The organism is Rhizobium terricola (assembly GCF_012927355.1).
Taxonomy (GTDB): domain Bacteria; phylum Pseudomonadota; class Alphaproteobacteria; order Rhizobiales; family Rhizobiaceae; genus Allorhizobium; species Allorhizobium terricola.
The window spans coordinates 1,763,407-1,780,215 of sequence record NZ_JABBGK010000001.1 but is presented as its reverse complement, the minus strand read 5'-3'; the positions used below and the strand labels follow the sequence as shown (position 1 = coordinate 1,780,215).

The following is a 16,809-nucleotide window of genomic DNA, read 5'->3' as shown; positions in this document are numbered from 1 at the left end:
CATGTCAAAAGACCGCAAGACCCCTGGTCTTCTCGACCCCGGCATCCTCTTCCCGGCGATGCGCGATGCCGTGCTGAAGCTTGATCCCCGGCAATTGCTGCGCAATCCGGTGATCTTCGTGACGGAAGTCGTCGCTGCCGTCGTGACGCTGATCTTCCTGCGCGACCTGACGAGCGGAGGAGCCGGCGCCGGCTTCTCCGGCCAGATCGCCGCCTGGCTGTGGTTCACCGTTCTCTTCGCCACCTTCGCCGAAGCCGTGGCGGAGGGCCGCGGGCGCGCCCAGGCCGACAGCCTGAAGAAGACCAAGTCCGAACTCGTCGCCCGCAAACTCGGTGGCAACGGCAGAACCGAAACGATCCCGGCCTCCAGCCTCAAGGTCGGCGACGTCGTGCTCGTCGCCGCCGGGGAACTCATCCCCGGTGACGGCGAGGTGATCGAAGGCGTCGCCTCGGTCAACGAAAGCGCGATCACCGGCGAGTCCGCCCCCGTGATCCGCGAGTCCGGCGGCGACCGTTCGGCCGTCACCGGCGGCACCCAGGTTCTCTCCGACGAGATCAAGATCAAGATCACGGTGGCCCCGGGTTCCTCCTTCGTCGATCGCATGATCGCGCTCATCGAAGGCGCCCAGCGCCAGAAGACGCCGAACGAGATCGCGTTGTCGATCCTGCTTTCCGGCCTGACGCTGATCTTCCTCTTCGTCTGCGTGGCGATCTGGGGGCTTGCGGGCTATTCCGGCACCGTCATCTCGGTCACCGTTCTTGCCGCGTTGCTCGTCACCCTCATTCCGACGACGATCGGCGGTCTTCTCTCGGCAATCGGCATTGCCGGCATGGACCGCCTGGTGCGCTTCAACGTGATCGCGACGTCGGGCCGTGCCGTCGAGGCCGCCGGCGACGTCGACACGCTACTGCTCGACAAGACCGGCACGATCACCTACGGCAACCGCATGGCAAGCGATTTCCTGCCCGTCCCCGGTGTAAGTGCCGCAGAACTGGCGGGGGCTGCCCTTCTCGCCAGTCTTTCCGACGAGACCCCGGAAGGCCGCTCGATCGTGGCCCTTGCCACCGGGGAACACGGCATCGCCACCCCTGAAGCCCGCGCCGACGCCTTCGTCGCCTTCACCGCCGAAACCCGCCTCTCCGGGGTCGATCTCGGCACCCGCCGCCTGCGCAAGGGCGCAGTCGACGCCGTCCTGAAGTTCGCCGGCCTCACCGACGAGGACGCCCCGGCCGAATTCCGCCGTGCCGTTGACATGGTGGCCCGCAGCGGCGGCACCCCTCTTGCCGTTACCGACGGCGACCGGCTGCTCGGCGTGATCCATCTGAAGGACGTGGTGAAACCCGGTATCAAGGAACGGTTCGCGGCACTGCGCGCCATGGGCATCCGCACCGTCATGGTGACGGGCGACAATCCGGTCACGGCGGCGGCGATCGCCTCGGAGGCCGGCGTGGACGACTATCTCGCCCAGGCGACTCCGGAGGACAAACTTGCCTACATCCGCCGCGAACAGCAGGGCGGCCGGCTGATCGCCATGTGCGGCGACGGCACCAATGACGCACCGGCGCTTGCCCAGGCCGATGTCGGCGTCGCCATGCAGACCGGAACCCAGGCCGCCCGCGAGGCCGCGAACATGGTCGACCTCGATTCGAGCCCGACCAAGCTGATCGAGATCGTCGAGATCGGCAAGCAGCTCCTGATGACCCGCGGATCGCTGACCACCTTCTCGATTGCCAACGACGTGGCGAAATACTTCGCGATCATCCCGGCTCTGTTCGTCGCCACCTATCCGGCGCTCGGTGCCCTGAACGTGATGGGGCTTTCCTCGCCGCAATCCGCCATCCTCTCGGCGGTCATCTTCAACGCGCTGATCATCGTCGCGCTGATCCCGCTCGCGCTCAGAGGTGTCGCCTACCGCCCCTCGGGTGCTGCCTCGCTCCTGCGCCGCAATCTCCTGGTCTACGGCCTCGGCGGCATTCTTCTCCCCTTCGCCGGCATCAAGGTCATCGACCTTGCGGTCAGCGCCCTTCATCTGGTGTGACCCATGCTAAACCATCTTCGCCCCGCAATCACCCTGGTCGTCGCGATGACCGCGCTCACAGGCCTCGCCTTTCCGCTCGCGGTCACCGGCATCGCCCAGTCGGCCCTGCCATCGCAAGCCAACGGCAGCCTGATCGAGAAGGACGGCGTCGTTATCGGCTCCGCCCTGATCGGCCAGAACTTCACCTCCGACCGCTATTTCTGGCCGCGTCCGTCCGCGACTGGTCCCGATCCCTACAACGCCGCCGCCTCGTCCGGCTCGAACCTCGGCACGACCTCCGTCAAATTGCGCGACCGCGTGGCGTCGGATGCCGAGCGCCTTTCGGCCACCGGGATCGCTGCGCCGCTGCCCGGTGATGCGGCGACGACCTCCGGGTCGGGGGTCGATCCGCATATCTCTCCGGAATTTGCGCGCGCACAGCTTGCCCGCGTGGCAAAAGCGCGTTCCATTACGGAGCAGACGCTGGCGGATCTCGTCACCCAACATGTCGAGACGCGATTTCTCGGTGTCGTGGGCGAACCGCGCGTCAACGTATTGCTGCTCAACCGGGCACTCGACGACCTGAAGACGTGAGGGACTGAATGGCGGACGACAACCGCGATCACAGCCGCCGGCCGGATCCGGATGCACTGCTTGCCCTGGCGGACAAGGACCGCCGGGGCAAGTTGACCGTTTTTCTCGGCGCCGCCCCCGGGGTCGGGAAAACCTATTCCATGCTGTCCCGTGCCCAGCGCCTCAAGGCCGATGGGCTGGATGTCGTCGTCGGGCTGGTGGAAACGCACGGGCGCGGTGAGACCGCCTCATTGCTCAGCGGTCTCGAAGTTCTCCCCCGTCTGCGTGTCGCCCATCGCGGGCGCATGCTGGAGGAGTTCGATATCGACGCAGCGCTCGCCCGCAAGCCGAGGATCGTCATCGTTGACGAGCTTGCTCATTCCAATCCCGACGGAAGCCGCCATCCCAAGCGATACCAGGACATCGAGGAACTGATCGCCGCCGGTATCGACGTCTGGACGGCGCTCAACATCCAGCACCTAGAAAGCCTGGCCGATCTCGTGGCGCAGATCACCGGCGTGATGGTTCGCGAACGCGTTCCGGATCTCGTCCTGAAACGCGCCGACGAAGTGCTGCTGGTCGACCTGCCGCCGTCGGAATTGATCGAGCGCCTGAAGGAAGGCAAGGTTTACCTGCCCGAAAGCGCCAGCCGAGCGGTCGACCGCTTCTTCCGTGTCGGCAACCTGACCGCTCTTCGTGAACTTGCTTTGCGCCGCACCGCCGACCGCGTCGACGACCAGATGGTCGACTACCTGAAGCAGAACGCGATCGACGGGCCGTGGGCAACGGGCGAACGGCTGATCGTCTGCATCGGCTCCGACGCCCTGTCCGAGAAGGTCCTGCGCGTCGCAAGCCGCCTTGCTTCCGGGCTGAACGCGCCCTGGATCGTCGTTTCCGTCGAGCGCTCCGACCGGGAGGTCGTCTCGACCGAGCATCTGCGTAAGGTGGAAACCCTCTTCCGCCTCGCCGAACAACTCGGCGCGGAGACGCGTCACATCATCGGCAACGACTTCGTCGACGAGATCCTGAAGCTCGCCCGCCGTGAACACGCGACGCAGATCGTCATCGGCTCGCCCCGGCGACATGGGATAGAACGTTTTTCGTCCCGTTCGCTGCCGCAGATGCTGTCGCGCAAGGCCGCCGGCATCGGTGTCCACCTGGTGACCCCGGAAAAGGGTGCCGTTTCGGTCGCAGCCCCGAAAGCGCCAGCCTTGAACCTGGCCATGGTGCAGCGGTCGTCGATCATCGCCATCGGGTTCGTGGCCGTCATCACCGCGGTCGGCAAGGCGATCGACCTGTTCATCGACCTGCCGAACATCTCGATCCTCTTTCTGCTGGCCGTGCTCGGCGCATCGGTCGCCGGCGGTTACCTGTCGGCCTTTCTGGCCGCGGCCCTGTCCACGCTCGCCTACAATTTCTTCTTCATCGAACCGCTGCACACCTTCACCATCGCCGCCCCGCACGAGGTCTTCGCGCTGTTCGTCTTTCTCGCCGTCGCCGTCGTCGCCGGTGGTTTCGCCTCGCGGATCCGCGAGCAGGCAGGTGTCGCACGGGTCCGCGCGACCGCGCTGCAGTCGCTCTACGATTTCTCCCGCAAGCTCGCAGGCACCGCGCAAACCGAAGATGCCATCTGGCTGGCCGTCTCGCATTTGCAGACGAGCCTCAGGCGCAAGATCGTCTTGCTCCTTGCCCGCAATGGAGAACTGGGCGTCGCCGCAGCCTGGCCGCCGGATACCGATCTCGACGTCACCGACCTTGCGGCCGCGCGCTGGACACACGAGAAGCGCGAGGCGGCGGGTCGCGGCACCGGGACGCTCCCCAACAGTCGCTTCGAGTTTCGCCCCCTGCTCGGGCCGCACGGCATTGTCGGCGTCTGCGGCATCGAGCATTCGACCGAGAGACTGGACCTCAACGAAGAGCGCTCGCTCGCGGCAATCCTCGACCAGACCGCGATCGCGCTCGACCGCGCCCGCCTTGCGGAAGAGACCGTGGCCCAGGCCGCCCGGCTCGAGGGCGAGCGCTATCGCGAGGCATTGCTGTCGTCGATCTCCCACGATCTTCGCACACCGCTCGCCACCATCACCGGCGCCGTGACCAGCCTTCGCCAGCTCGGCCCCCGCATGACCGCCGAAAACCGCGACGACCTCCTGCAGTCGATCGAGGAGGAAAGCGGCCGGATGAGCCGCTTCGTCGCCAACCTGCTCGACATGACCCGGATCGAGGCCGGCACCCTGAAGCCGAAGCGCGACTGGATCGACGTGACCGACGTCGTGCAGTCCGCCGTCGACCGGACCCGCAAATATGCGCCCGGTCGTGTGATCGAAACCGGCATCGCCACCGACCTGCCGCTGATCGAGGGGGACGGCGTGCTGCTGGGCCAGGTGCTGTTCAACCTGCTCGACAATGCGGTGAAATATGGCGGCGAGGATGCGATCAGCGTCTACGCCCGCCGTGACGGAGGGGATGTGCTGATCTCGGTCACCGACCTCGGCAAGGGCATTCCGACGGAGGATCTGGACCGCGTCTTCGAAAAATTCTATCGCAGGGGCAAGCCCGACGGACGCTCGCCCGGGACGGGTCTCGGCCTCTCCATCGCCCGGGGTTTCGTCGAGGCGATGGGCGGCCGGATCCATGCCGAAAGCCCGGCCGTGAAAAAGAGAGGCACGCGCATCGTGATGCGCTTCCCGGCAGCCGACAGATCGAGGACGGAACCCAGATGACTTTGCCCCGCATCCTCGTCGTGGATGACGAACCCCAGATCCAGCGCTTCCTGAAGCCGTCGCTGACGGCGGCCGGATACGAGGTGATCGAGGCCCTGACCGGAGCGGAGGCGCTGAAGGCTGTTGCGACCCGGGCACCGGATCTCGTCATCCTCGATCTCGGCCTGCCCGACATGGACGGCAAGGAGGTCATCGCCGGCCTGCGCGGCTGGAGCGACATCCCGATCGTCATCCTGTCCGCGCGCGACCGGGAAAGCGAAAAGATCGCCGCGCTCGATCTGGGCGCCGACGACTATGTCGAAAAACCCTTCGGCATCGGCGAACTGACGGCCCGCATCCGCACGGCACTTCGCCATCGCGGACGGAGCGAGGCCATTCCCTCCGTCATCGAGGTCGACGGCCTTACCATCGACCCGATCAGGCGGCTGGTGACGCGCGGCGACGAGACGGTGCACCTGACACCGAAGGAATACGACCTGCTGCTGCATCTCGCCCGCCATGCCGGCCGCGTCGTGACCCATCGGGCCTTGCTGGGATCCGTCTGGGGACCGGCCCACGGCGACGACCTGCACTACCTGCGTGTCTTCATCGGCCAGCTCCGCCAGAAGATCGAACGTGATCCAACGCAGCCGCGCATTGTGCGAACGGAACCGGGAGTCGGATATCGGATGGCAGATCAGGAGTGAAATTGAACTTCAACGACCTGTGTCGGGTGGTACTCCGAAGGCATATCGATATCCCCGATTGGCGATGGCTCTCTTCATCCGTGTTCTCAAAGTAAAAGACCCGCTTTCGATTTGCTGAAGCCGGTGAGCGAGGCATCGGTTAAGTCCGCAGTATGCCTTCCTCCATTGGCCAATGGTGACCCGCGGAGAACTTCAGTTCGAGATCACGACTGACGTGAGGGCGAGTTTCTGCTTGGGCATGCCAAGATCGAAAACACCGGTAGGATACCTTGGTGTCGACATGGAAGACGCGTCAGAGCTTGCGGAGCGCACTGAGATTTGACGCAGTACGGCCGGCGGTGTCGGGCACCGTTATTGCTACTTGAATAGAAATCTCCGCTTCGAAGGTCCACTCGATAGGAGCGGACTGTCCGCCTCCGGCCCCATGCCGGTCATTCGCGCTGGGCTAACTGGTTGCTCCAGGCGATTCGTTTGCTTGCGGTTACGCGAAGAATCGAATCGGTCGCCGGTTCAATTCACTTCAAGGCGAGACGATATGTGCAGATCCAGGCCAGCGAAACCACTTGGCCCCATCACGTTCTTGACGTCAGATGAGGCATCACCACGGCGGCATCGACCAATAGCGGTCAAATCAAGCGGGCTTATTCTTTGGGGGGATGGAAGTGGCCAAAGCGGGTTTCGGCCGAAGCTCTTGATATCGCACCTTATCAGCTGGGCCGCATGGCCTGCCGCGCCTGCTGGAACTCTGGGAGAACACTGATGGGCCACTGTCTGAGCGGCTCTACCAGTTCGAGGAGAGAACCGTCCAAAGGGGTGATGCCATATTCAAAGGTAACAGGCACGGTCGGATAGGCCCTGCGGTGATGAGGCCGTTTGGCCTGCCGCTGATGGTTGAAGCACCTCAGTGCGTTTGGAGCTGTTCATCTCGTCCCGCCTGCAGATCCACGAGCCTTCTCCCGGAACTCCCCTGGCGGAACGCCGAAATGGGCTTTGAAAACCCGGGAGAACTGTGTCTGGTCGCCGAAGCCCCAGCGGTAGGCGATCTCCGCTGCGGTTTGGTTGTTGTTCGGGTCGGCGAGCGCTTCGCGGCAGGCGGTCAGCCGCTGGTCGCGAATCCAGTCTCTTACCGTCTGATCGGTGTCTCTGAACAACTCATGCAGATAACGGGTGGAGATGCCGCAGGCTTGTGCGATGCGCTCGGGCCGAAGACCGAACTCGTGAAGGTTGGTGCGGATATAAGCCTCAATACGAGCGAGATGGGCGGCGCGAACGGTCGAGTTGCCTGAAGTGAGCACGCGTTCGTCGGCTTTGACCGCCAGCACGAGCAGATCGACCAATTGGCGGCCGACCGTCGACCTTGCCTCCTGCGTCATCCCGTCGAAACGGGCGGGCAGAAGTTGCAGCATGTCGTTGAAGAGGCCGCCTGCACCATTGTTTGCCTCGAACTGCAACGTGCAGAAGCGGTCCGGCGCTCGCAACCGGCCGGTCAACGCGTCCGCGTCGACCTTCAGCACCCACATGTCGGCCGGTTCGGCGTGGCTGAACTGGTAAGGCTCGCTGCTGCGCTCCAGAATGAAGCCGCCGGGTCTGCATTTGACCTCCCGACCGCACTGGGAAAAGAACACCTCCGCCCTTGCCGGCACCGTCACGAGGAACTCCTCCTCCCGCGCGCCGCGGAAATGGTGCGGCAGGCGCAGATATTGAAGCGCATCGCAAGTGAGGCGGGAGATCGACACGTCGCCGAACCGCCAGGTGGTCAGGTCGCCGGAAAACCGGTCGGCATCGCGGAAGCGAAGGTCGAGCGGAAAATAGGCCGAGGCGATGGCCTCGTGCCAGTGGCGGCTGCGGTCGGGCGGGCGCGTCGCGCTCGTGGTGATGCTCGTCTTCATGCGGGCTCGTCCTCTTGGGATCGAAGGTACGCACAGGATTTCTGCCAGGCAATGAAAATGGCAGCTTATGCGTCGGCGCGCAAATCGTTGTTCCCTGCCTGCAAAGACGGAGGCGGAAAACTCTGCCTAGATTGAAGCCGGCTTCAACGGTGCGACAGATACCGGCTGCCAGGGAACAGACATATCAGCTAGACGACCGGTTTCCAGGCCGTCGGTTCTCGCCCTCAACCAGCGTGAACACGATGCTTCATACCCAGACTTCAAAAGTAGACCCGATCACGCTCTCGGTCGTGCGGGGCATGCTCGAGACGACCCAGCGCGAAATGACGCTTGCGCTTGAAAAGACGGCGCGCTCGTCGGTCTTCAACCTGGCGCACGACTATTCGACGGCGCTCTTCAACGCCCGGCCCGAGATGATCCTGCAAGGCCAGGACATCCCGATCCATCTCGGCTCGCTCATCCCCGCGATGAAAGCGGTTGCGGCCTTCTTCGGCGACGACATTCATGAAGGCGACCTCTTCCTTCACAACGACCCCGCCTTCGGCGGCAGCCATGCCATCGACACCTGCATGTACAAACCGGTCTTCTACAAGGGCGAACTGGTCTACTGGACCGTCTGCAAGGGACATCTGACCGATATCGGCGGGCCGGTGCCGGCCGGGTACAACCCGAACGCCACGGAAATCTACGCCGAGTGCCTGCGCATCCCGCCGGTCAAGATCTGGGACCGCGGCAAGCCGCGCCATGACGTACTCAACATGATCCTCACCAACATGCGTGCCCGGCGCGACCAGGAGGGTGACTTTCGTGCGCTCATCGGCGCCTGCCAGGTGGGCGAGCGCAACCTCATAGCCATGCTCGACAAGTACGGCAAGGCCGAGGTGGATGCCTGCGTCGACACGCTGCTCGACATGGCCGACCGCCACATGCGCGCGCTGATCGCCACGGTGCCGGACGGCACCTATGAAGGCTCCGCCATCCTGGAGGATGCCGGGCACGGTTTCGGCGACTTCGAGATCAAGGCGACGGTGACGATCACCGGCGACAGCTGCCATATCGCGATCGATAGCCCGCCGCAGGTGCCCTATTTCATCAACTCCTATGAAGGCAATTCCCATTCCGGCGTCTATCTCGGCCTGATGATGTTCGCGGCCCTGCCGCCACCCTACAACGAAGGGCTCTATCGCTGCGTCAGCCTCGACTTCGGGCCGAAGGGCACGCTCTGCAACGCGCAGGAGCCGGCCCCGCACATGAACTGCACGACGACGCCCATGGAAACCCTGACGGACGCCGTGCGCCTGGCCTTCGAAAAGGCGATGCCCTCCAAGGTCTCGGCCTCCTGGGGCCATGCCAACGGCCTCAACATCGCCGGCCGTGACGCACGCAACAACGAGGAGTTCGTGACCATGGTGCTCGCCACCATCATCTCCGGTGGCGGGGCGACGCCCAAGCAGGATGGTTGGCACGCGGTTGGCCCGGAATGCTGCTTCGGGGCGCTCACATCGGGCGATGTCGAGCTGCTCGAATATTCCTATCCCATCGTCATCCACCGCTATGCGCTGATGACCGACTCGGGCGGCGCCGGCAAGTTCCGCGGTGGCTCGGGCACGGCCTGGGAGGTCGAGCCGCTCAATGGTGACATCCTGTGCATCGGCTTCGGCGAGGGCCGGCGCATCCCGGCCATGGGCGCGGCCGGAGCCAAGTCTGCGATGGTCGACACCAAGGTCGGCCGTGTCGAACTGCGCCGCGACGGCAAGGTCGAGGTCGAGCGCAAGAACATCATAGAGACCATCAGGCCGGGCCAGACGATCACCAACCTCAATCCGGGCGGCGGCGGCTACGGCAATCCGTTCGAACGGCCGGTCGAGAAGGTGGTCTGGGACGTGCGCAACGGCCTCGTCTCCATCGAAGGTGCCCGTCTCGACTATGGCGTCGTGATCGCGAACCCGCAGACCCTCGAGGTCGACACGGCCGCAACCGAACGGCTCAGAGCCACCGCGTAAGGAAAACCAGACATGACCATGCATTCGTACCGCCTCGGCATCGATGCCGGCGGCACCTTTACCGACTTCGTCATCGCCGATCGCGCGACGGGGGAAGTCAAGCTCTTCAAGGCGCTCTCCACGCCCTCCGATCCCACGAAGGCCATCGAGAACGGACTGGGGCTGATCGCCGCCGACCTAGGCAAGCCGATCGAGGACATCATCGCGAACTGCGACCTCTGCATCAACGGAACCACGGTCGGCCTCAACGCCCTCATCACGCATCGCGGTGGCAAGACGGGCCTGATCTGCACGGCGGGGCACGAGGATTCCATTGAGATCCGCAACGGTCACAAGGAGGACGGCTTCCGCTACGATCCGGAATATCCGGCGGCGACCATGCTGGTGCCGCGCTACCTCAGGCGCGGCGTGCGCGAGCGCGTTCTGTCGGACGGTTCGGTGCGCACCCCGCTCCATGAGGAGGATGTGCGCGAGGCCTGCAGGCTCTTCCTCAGGGAAGGCGTCGAGACCGTCGCCATCTCTTTCGTCTGGTCGGTGCTCGATCCGAGCCACGAGCGGCGCGCGGCCGAGATCGTGCGCGAGATGATGCCGGAGGCCATTCTCACGGTCGGCGGCGAACTCTACCCGCAGGTGCGCGAATATACCCGCACCTCCACCGCGGTGACGAACGCCTATCTCGCCCCTGTCATGCGCCGCTACGTGATGGCGGTCGACGCCTATTTCCGCAAACTCGGCGCTAAGCAGCCGGTGCGCTACTTCCAGTCGAACGGTGGGCTTGCCGTGGGCCAGGTCATGACCGACCGCTCGGTCTACGCCATCAATTCCGGTCCGGCGTCGGCGCCGCAGGCGGGCCTTTATGCCGGCGCGCCCTTCGACCACACGAACGTCATCACCGTCGATATGGGCGGCACGTCCTTCGACATCACGCTCACCCGGAACGGACAGACCAACCTCAACAAGAACATCGACTTCCTGCGCTACCGCATCGGCGTGCCGATGATCCAGGTCGAGACGCTGGGCGCAGGCGGCGGCTCGATCGGCTGGATCGATCCGCTCGGCCTCCTGCAGGTCGGCCCGCAGTCCGCCGGTTCCGAGCCGGGTCCCGCCTGCTACGGACGCGGCGGTACCGAGCCGACGACGTCGGATGCGAACCTCGTTCTCGGTTACCTCAACCCCGAGGGTCTCCTCGGCGGCAAGCTGCCGCTCGACATCGAGAAGGCGCGCGCGGCGGTGGCGAGGGTCGCAGGACCGCTCGGCATCTCCGTGGAGCAGGCGGCCTACGGCATGTTCGCCATCGTCAACAACTCGATGGTCAACGGCATCCGCCGCGTTTCGGTCGAGCGAGGCTACGATCCGCGCGATTTCGTGCTGGTGGGGGCAGGGGGCGCAACAGCAGCGCATATCACGGCGCTGGCGCGGGAGATGGGCATCGACACCATTATCCTGCCCAAGCTCGCTTCAGGCCTTTGCGCCTTCGGCCAGATCATCTCCGACGTGAAGTACAACTATATGGCGCCCGCGCCCGTGCGCCTCGACAATGCAGCGGCCTATGAGCGCATCGACAGCCTGTTCAAGGAGATCGAAGCGAAGGGCGTTGCCCATCTGGAGGCGGACGGCTTTGCCCCTGATGTCATCGACATCAAGCGCTCGATTGACATGCGCTATGTCGGCCAGGTGCACGAGTGCACGGTGGACATTGGAACCTTCCCGATCGACGAGGCCACGATCGAGAAGGTCAAGGATGCCTTCCATGCCCGCCACGAGGAGCTCTACACCTATGCCGAGCGCCACAGCGCGGTCGAGGTGGTGAACCTGGAATCCACCATCTACGGCCGTATCGAGAAGGTCCGCCCGCCGAAGCTCTTGGCAGGTGCCGACGCTCGTGAGGCGCTGAAGGGCCATCGCGACGCGATCTTCGACCAGTCGGGCAAGCCGGTCTCAACGCCGATCTACGACGGCGCGAAGCTCGGCGCGGGCGCCCGCATCACGGGGCCGGCCGTCATCGAGGAGGTGACGACGACCATCGTCATCGAGCCCGGCTGGACGAGCGTTCTGCATGAAAGCGGCAGTTATCTGCTGACACGGGAAGACTGACGGTTTTGCCCCGCATTCGGGCGGGGCGGCCACCTGCAACGAAGAGGGGACAACAATGGCAGGCAACCTATCGGCCGTGGAGGCCGAGACTTCTGACTTTTCCAACGTGGCGGTGCCGCCACAGGCGCGCATGCCCCGTGGGGCGTTGACGATGGCGTGGTGGGCGGTGTGCAGCGCCGTCTTCTACATCGTGGTCGGAGCGGCGATGGCGCTCAATTTCGGTACGCGCAATGCCATTATCGGCATGGTGCTCTCGGTGGTCGTCTACGGCCTCGTCAATGCGGTGCTCAGCCGCTTCGCCATCCGCACCGGGCTTTCCGTCGCCCTGTTCTCGCGCGTGCTGTTCGGTAATGTCGGGGCAGGGCTGGCGACCCTCATCTTCTGCGCCACGGCGATCTACTACGCCGTCTTTGAGGGCTCGGTGATCGCCGTCGGCATCACCACGATCCTGCCGTCGATCTCATATCCGTTCGCGGCGCTGATCGTGGTTCTCTACAGCGTGCCGCTGATCTTCGGCAGCATCCAGACCTGGCTCGACAAGTTCAACGGCGTCTTGTTGCCGTTCTACATCCTCGGCCTCGTCGTCGCGGTCTTCCTCGCCGTCGGCGAATATGGCTACAGCGACAAGTGGCTGAACCTCGGGCCGGAAGGCGGCGCTCCGGCCGGTGGCTGGTGGTCGTGCTTCGTCTACTACATGGGCGTCTGGGTGCTGATGATGTTCACCTTCGACTATGCCCGCTTCGGCCGCGAGGAGGATGCGGGCTATCACGCCTGGTTCAACTTCGGCATGCCCTTCTATGCCATGGCCTTCCTGGTGAGCGGCCTCTTCGGCATGTTCATGATCGGCACGGTGCCGGACCTCGGCGCCCTCTCGGAGGTCAGCGTGCTGCTGGCGCTGCTGAAGCTCATGGGGATCTGGGGGCTGCTGTTCGTCTGGGTTACGCAGACCCGCATCAACACTGCCAATTACTATCTCGCCGCGGTCAATATGGAAGCGCTCGTGCAGCTCTTCGGTAGACTGCCCTTCGGGCGGATCGGCTGGGCAATGGCGGTCGGCGCGATCGTCTATGTGCTGATGCTCGCGGATGTCTTCGCTTATCTGCTGTCGGCGCTCGCCTATCAGGGCATCTTCGTCGTTGCTTGGGTGGCGGTCGCCATGGCGCACATCCTGATCGACCGGTATAGCGTTCTGGTGGGCGGTGCCATCGAGTACCGCGCCAGCCATGTGCCGGCCTTCAACCCCCTTGGCATCGGCGCCTGGTTCGTCGCCGCGGCCATTGGCATCTCGCTCCATGTCTGGGGCGGCGCCTTTGCGGAGTTCTCAGCACCGGCAACCGCCGTCATCGCCTTCTGCATCTATGCTGCGGGCCTGACGCAGGCGCGCCGCTCCTGGTTTTTGGCGGCCGGCTGATCACGCGGCCCGTGCCCCGCAGAGGGGCACGGGCCAGGTTCACGACTCGTCCTCGGCCACACGCCTCATATGGGCCAGGACCCTGACAAGAGCTGCAAGAGCTTGAAGTCGGTCAGCGTCAAGTCGATCGGCGGGCTGATCTATGTCTGTCTTTCCGACAATCCCCTGTCGATGTTTTCCATCTCAAGCAGGCGACGACGCCCCGTCTGGCGCTCTATAACACTACCAATGCCAAGATTGCCCATCAGGTCGATGAGATCGAAGAGGGTAGCTGGAAGCTGATAATCGAGAACAACCGGGGGTGCTGCCCCTGTTGTGCCAACCATCCCGTCTATTGAGATTGACTGGCCTCCTGCAAGACTGTTCGCGCGGCGATCAAACGGCTTCTCGTCGTCATTTTAGTGAATCTGTGTCTTCCGATTTCTTAAGGCTGTACGGCGGACGGTCGCCGGGCAGTTTTGGAATGGACTGCAACGAGCCTCGCGCCAAACCGCACTTGCGATTGCACCTCATCCGGTGCTGATCGCGGTGGGCATGGTCGTCTCCGTTCGCAGCAGGGTCTCGGTGCACTTCCAGACGTTCTCCACCAGCTTGCTCTGGCTGCCAAGGTGGCGGTAGAGGCGGATTTCGAGGTCGAGTGCCCATTCGGGATTGGTCGAGGCTTCGACGAGGAGGCCGGACTGAAGTTCGCCCTGGATCAGGCTGAGCGGCAGCCAGCAGAGGCCCGCGCCGGTGAGCGCCACCGTCTTCAAGCCGGCGCTGATGGCGTTCTCGTGCACCTGGCGGCGGAGAAGCGGTGGCCGCTCGGCAAAGAGACGGCCGAGTGCCACGCCGAAGAATGAGCTGAACCCGTAGCTCAGATAGGGAAGGGTGATGCCGTCGCGCACTGCGGTGTCGAGAAGGTCTTTGCCGGGCACCCAGCGCTCGCGTTGCAGCTTCACTTGGGGAGCGGCCACCGGAACCAGGCGATCACGACCGATCGAAAGGTGGTCGAAGCGCTCCCGGTCGAGATGGAAGGGCACGCGCGGATGGGCATAGGTGAGGAAAAAGTCTGCCTCGCCATCGACCAGCGACGCCAGATTGGCCTCGATACCGCCGCGGTCGGGAATGAGGCTGATGCGGATATCCGGCATCTGCTGTTCCAGCCGCTGGAGCCATGCCGGCACGAAAGTGACGGTGAGGGTGTGAAGGGCGGCAAAACGCGCCATGCCTGACTCCGAGGTCGGCCGCAGCGCTTCCTGCGCCGCATAAAGGGCGCGTATCGTGTCCTGCGCCAGCGGCAGGAAACTGCGCCCGGCCGGCGTCAACTCTGCCGGCATCGTTCCCCGGTTGATGAGCGCAGCGCCGAGCCAGACTTCCAGTTGCTTGATTCGCCGGCTGAAGGCCGGTTGCGTGACGTTCCTGAGTTCCGCCGAACGCGAGAAGCTGGAGGTTTCGGCGAGCGTCACGAAATCCTCAAGCCATTTCAATTCCATCTTTTCAACACTCCGGTTTTATCCGGGAGATTTTTGGCCCCGGATTTAGCAACTAAGGTTTTGATTTTTCGCAATTATGCATTTTTTGCATGATCTTCTGTTTAAACCGAATTGGTCAAGTCCGCCCGCGCCCCTCACAGTCGCCGCCAACAACAGATTTGCCGGACCGGAGTGAAGGAAATGGGCAGGATTGTGTATTGCGCGGGTCAGTTCGTCCCGGAGGAAAAGGCACATGTCGGCCTGTTCGACCGGGGCTTCCTCTTCGGCGACGGCGTCTACGAAGTGACCGCGGTGATCGGCGGCCGGCTGATCGACAACGACCTCCACCTTGCCCGCTTCAAGCGATCGCTGGCGGAACTGGCGATCCCGCTGCCGGCCTCGCTCGAGGCGATCGAGGAGGTGCAGCAGACGCTGATCGCGCGCAACGGTCTTGTCGAGGGCACGGTCTACCTGCAGGCGACGCGGGGAGAGGCGGACCGCGATTTTCTTTATCCGGAAGGGCTTGTGCCGACATTCGTCGCCTTTACCCAGGCGCGCCAGCTCGTCGCCACCAAGGCGCAGAAGGAGGGGATCGCGGTTGCCCTTGCTCCCGACCCGCGCTGGGCGCGCCGTGACATCAAGACGGTGATGCTTCTCGGTCAGGTTCTGGCAAAGCGAGAGGCCAAGGCTTCAGGCTTTGCCGATGTCTGGCTTACCCAGGAAGGCCAGATCACCGAAGGTGCATCCTCCACCGCCTACATCGTCACCTCCGACGGCAAGATCCTGACGCGCGGCAATTCTCCGGTGATTCTGCCGGGCTGCACGCGCCAGGCGCTCCTGAAGCTGTGCGAGCGCCACGGCCTGATGATCGAGGAACGCTCGTTCAGCCCCGCGGAGGCCGAAGCTGCCGCCGAAGCCTTCCAGACATCGGCCTCCAGTCTTGTCACGCCGGTCGTTCGTATCGGCGAAACCGTCATCGGCAACGGCAAGCCGGGACTTCTCACCCGCGCGTTGCAGTCCTACTACCTCGAAGCCGCAGGAGTCATCGAAGCCACGTCTCACTAGAAGCCAAACGACAAAAAGCAGAAGCAAAATCAACAGAGGAATGAACGAAATGATCCATCAATCCAAACTTCTCGGCCTGGCGCTCGGAACCGTCATGCTCTTCTCCGCTCCGGCGCTTGCCAGCGAAGGCTATGGCGATTGCAAGCTCTTCGGCAAGCAGGGCACCGAGAAGGCCGAGACGGCCGTTCCTGGCCAGTTCACCGTCATCGTCAACCTGCCGGCTGTCGGCGAGTTCAATGGCGACACGCCGGAAACGATCACCACCGGTCGCGAATTTTGTATGGCGGTCAACATCGCCTACCGGCTCGGCATCGACAAGGTTGTTCTGAAGAATGCTTCCTTCGATTCCATCGTCGCCGGCCAGAACAAGGACTTCGACATCGCGCTTGCGCTGATTTCCGTCACCGAGCCGCGCAAGAAGGTCGTCGACTTTTCCACGCCCTATGCCAGCGGCGCCTTCGGCCTTGCCACGCGTGCGGATTCCACGCTCGACGAGGCTAGCATCAAGACGGCCAAGCTCGGTACCCAGGCTGGCACGATCATGGTCCAGTGGGCGCAGGAAAGCCTGCCCGAGACGTCGCTCTCCGTCTTTGACGATACCGGGGCCATGTTTACCGCGCTCGCAGCCGGCAATGTCGATGTCGTCATGACCGACATCTCCGTCATTCTCGGCCAGGTCGCCAATTCCGGTGGCAAGTTGAAGGTGGTGGGCCAGTATCCGAGCGGGCGTGACACCGCCGGCATCTATCCCAAGGGTTATGCCCAGAAGCCGGTGATCGACAAGATTATCGCCGACATGGCCGCCGACGGCACGCTGAAGTCGCTGGAGAGCGAGTATCTCGCACCGGCCTGGGGCGGCGTAACCCCCGCCGACGTTCCGGTCTGGAAAAACTGAGC

The 16,809-nt window shown here is 63.9% G+C and carries 11 protein-coding genes and 1 pseudogene; 10 read left to right on the top strand and 2 right to left on the bottom strand.

Going from position 1 to position 16,809, the window contains the following annotated elements; genetic code table 11:
- Position 1 precedes the first annotated feature (1 nt).
- The 4 genes from kdpB to HHL25_RS08520 are packed head-to-tail and all read left to right on the top strand — an operon-like array spanning position 2 to position 5,996.
- The gene (kdpB, locus tag HHL25_RS08535; protein ID WP_169589056.1) at positions 2–2,038 is read left to right on the top strand and encodes a potassium-transporting ATPase subunit KdpB; all 2,037 of its coding nucleotides are present in this window, start codon (positions 2–4) and stop codon (positions 2,036–2,038) included.
- Positions 2,039–2,041: 3 nt separating this feature from the next.
- Positions 2,042–2,611, top strand: coding sequence for a potassium-transporting ATPase subunit KdpC (kdpC, locus tag HHL25_RS08530; RefSeq protein ID WP_169589054.1), 570 nt, complete (start codon positions 2,042–2,044; stop codon positions 2,609–2,611).
- 8 nt (positions 2,612–2,619) lie between these two features.
- Complete coding sequence (locus tag HHL25_RS08525) at positions 2,620–5,310, top strand: sensor histidine kinase (protein ID WP_169589052.1); 2,691 nt, start codon at positions 2,620–2,622, stop codon at positions 5,308–5,310.
- Positions 5,307–5,996 carry a response regulator gene (locus tag HHL25_RS08520; protein WP_169589050.1) on the top strand — a complete coding sequence of 230 codons (690 nt, stop codon included), beginning with the start codon at positions 5,307–5,309 and terminating at the stop codon, positions 5,994–5,996. Before HHL25_RS08525 ends, HHL25_RS08520 begins: the two co-directional genes overlap by 4 nt.
- Positions 5,997–6,916: 920 nt before the next feature.
- Here the strand turns inward: HHL25_RS08520 and HHL25_RS08515 are convergent.
- Positions 6,917–7,885, bottom strand: a complete 969-nt coding sequence (locus HHL25_RS08515) for an AraC family transcriptional regulator (protein ID WP_169589048.1) — start codon at positions 7,883–7,885, stop codon at positions 6,917–6,919.
- A gap of 242 nt (positions 7,886–8,127) precedes the next feature.
- Between HHL25_RS08515 and capB the strand changes: the two genes are divergently transcribed.
- The 4 genes and pseudogenes from capB to HHL25_RS23690 all read left to right on the top strand — a co-directional run.
- A complete protein-coding gene (capB, locus tag HHL25_RS08510) occupies positions 8,128–9,888 on the top strand; it encodes a caprolactamase subunit beta (protein WP_169589046.1) in 1,761 nt (586 codons plus the stop codon).
- Between the two features lie 12 nt (positions 9,889–9,900).
- Positions 9,901–11,982 (top strand): caprolactamase subunit alpha, encoded by a 2,082-nt coding sequence (gene capA, locus HHL25_RS08505; protein ID WP_169589044.1) that lies wholly within the window; start codon positions 9,901–9,903, stop codon positions 11,980–11,982.
- Between the two features lie 55 nt (positions 11,983–12,037).
- Positions 12,038–13,393, top strand: coding sequence for a purine-cytosine permease family protein (locus tag HHL25_RS08500; RefSeq protein ID WP_169589042.1), 1,356 nt, complete (start codon positions 12,038–12,040; stop codon positions 13,391–13,393).
- 51 nt (positions 13,394–13,444) lie between these two features.
- Positions 13,445–13,722, top strand: a pseudogene (locus tag HHL25_RS23690) (aromatic ring-hydroxylating dioxygenase subunit alpha); the annotation flags it as partial.
- A 180-nt stretch (positions 13,723–13,902) separates the two neighbouring features.
- Here the strand turns inward: HHL25_RS23690 and HHL25_RS08495 are convergent.
- Positions 13,903–14,868: a LysR family transcriptional regulator gene (locus HHL25_RS08495; protein ID WP_169589040.1), complete on the bottom strand. Its 966-nt coding sequence runs from the start codon at positions 14,866–14,868 to the stop codon at positions 13,903–13,905.
- A 180-nt stretch (positions 14,869–15,048) separates the two neighbouring features.
- Here HHL25_RS08495 and HHL25_RS08490 point away from each other — a divergent pair, with 180 nt between their 5' ends.
- Both HHL25_RS08490 and HHL25_RS08485 read left to right on the top strand, forming a co-directional pair.
- The gene (locus HHL25_RS08490; RefSeq protein ID WP_169589039.1) at positions 15,049–15,912 is read left to right on the top strand and encodes a D-amino-acid transaminase; all 864 of its coding nucleotides are present in this window, start codon (positions 15,049–15,051) and stop codon (positions 15,910–15,912) included.
- A 49-nt stretch (positions 15,913–15,961) separates the two neighbouring features.
- Positions 15,962–16,807: an ABC transporter substrate-binding protein gene (locus HHL25_RS08485; RefSeq protein ID WP_169589037.1), complete on the top strand. Its 846-nt coding sequence runs from the start codon at positions 15,962–15,964 to the stop codon at positions 16,805–16,807.
- Positions 16,808–16,809: the final 2 nt, after the last annotated feature.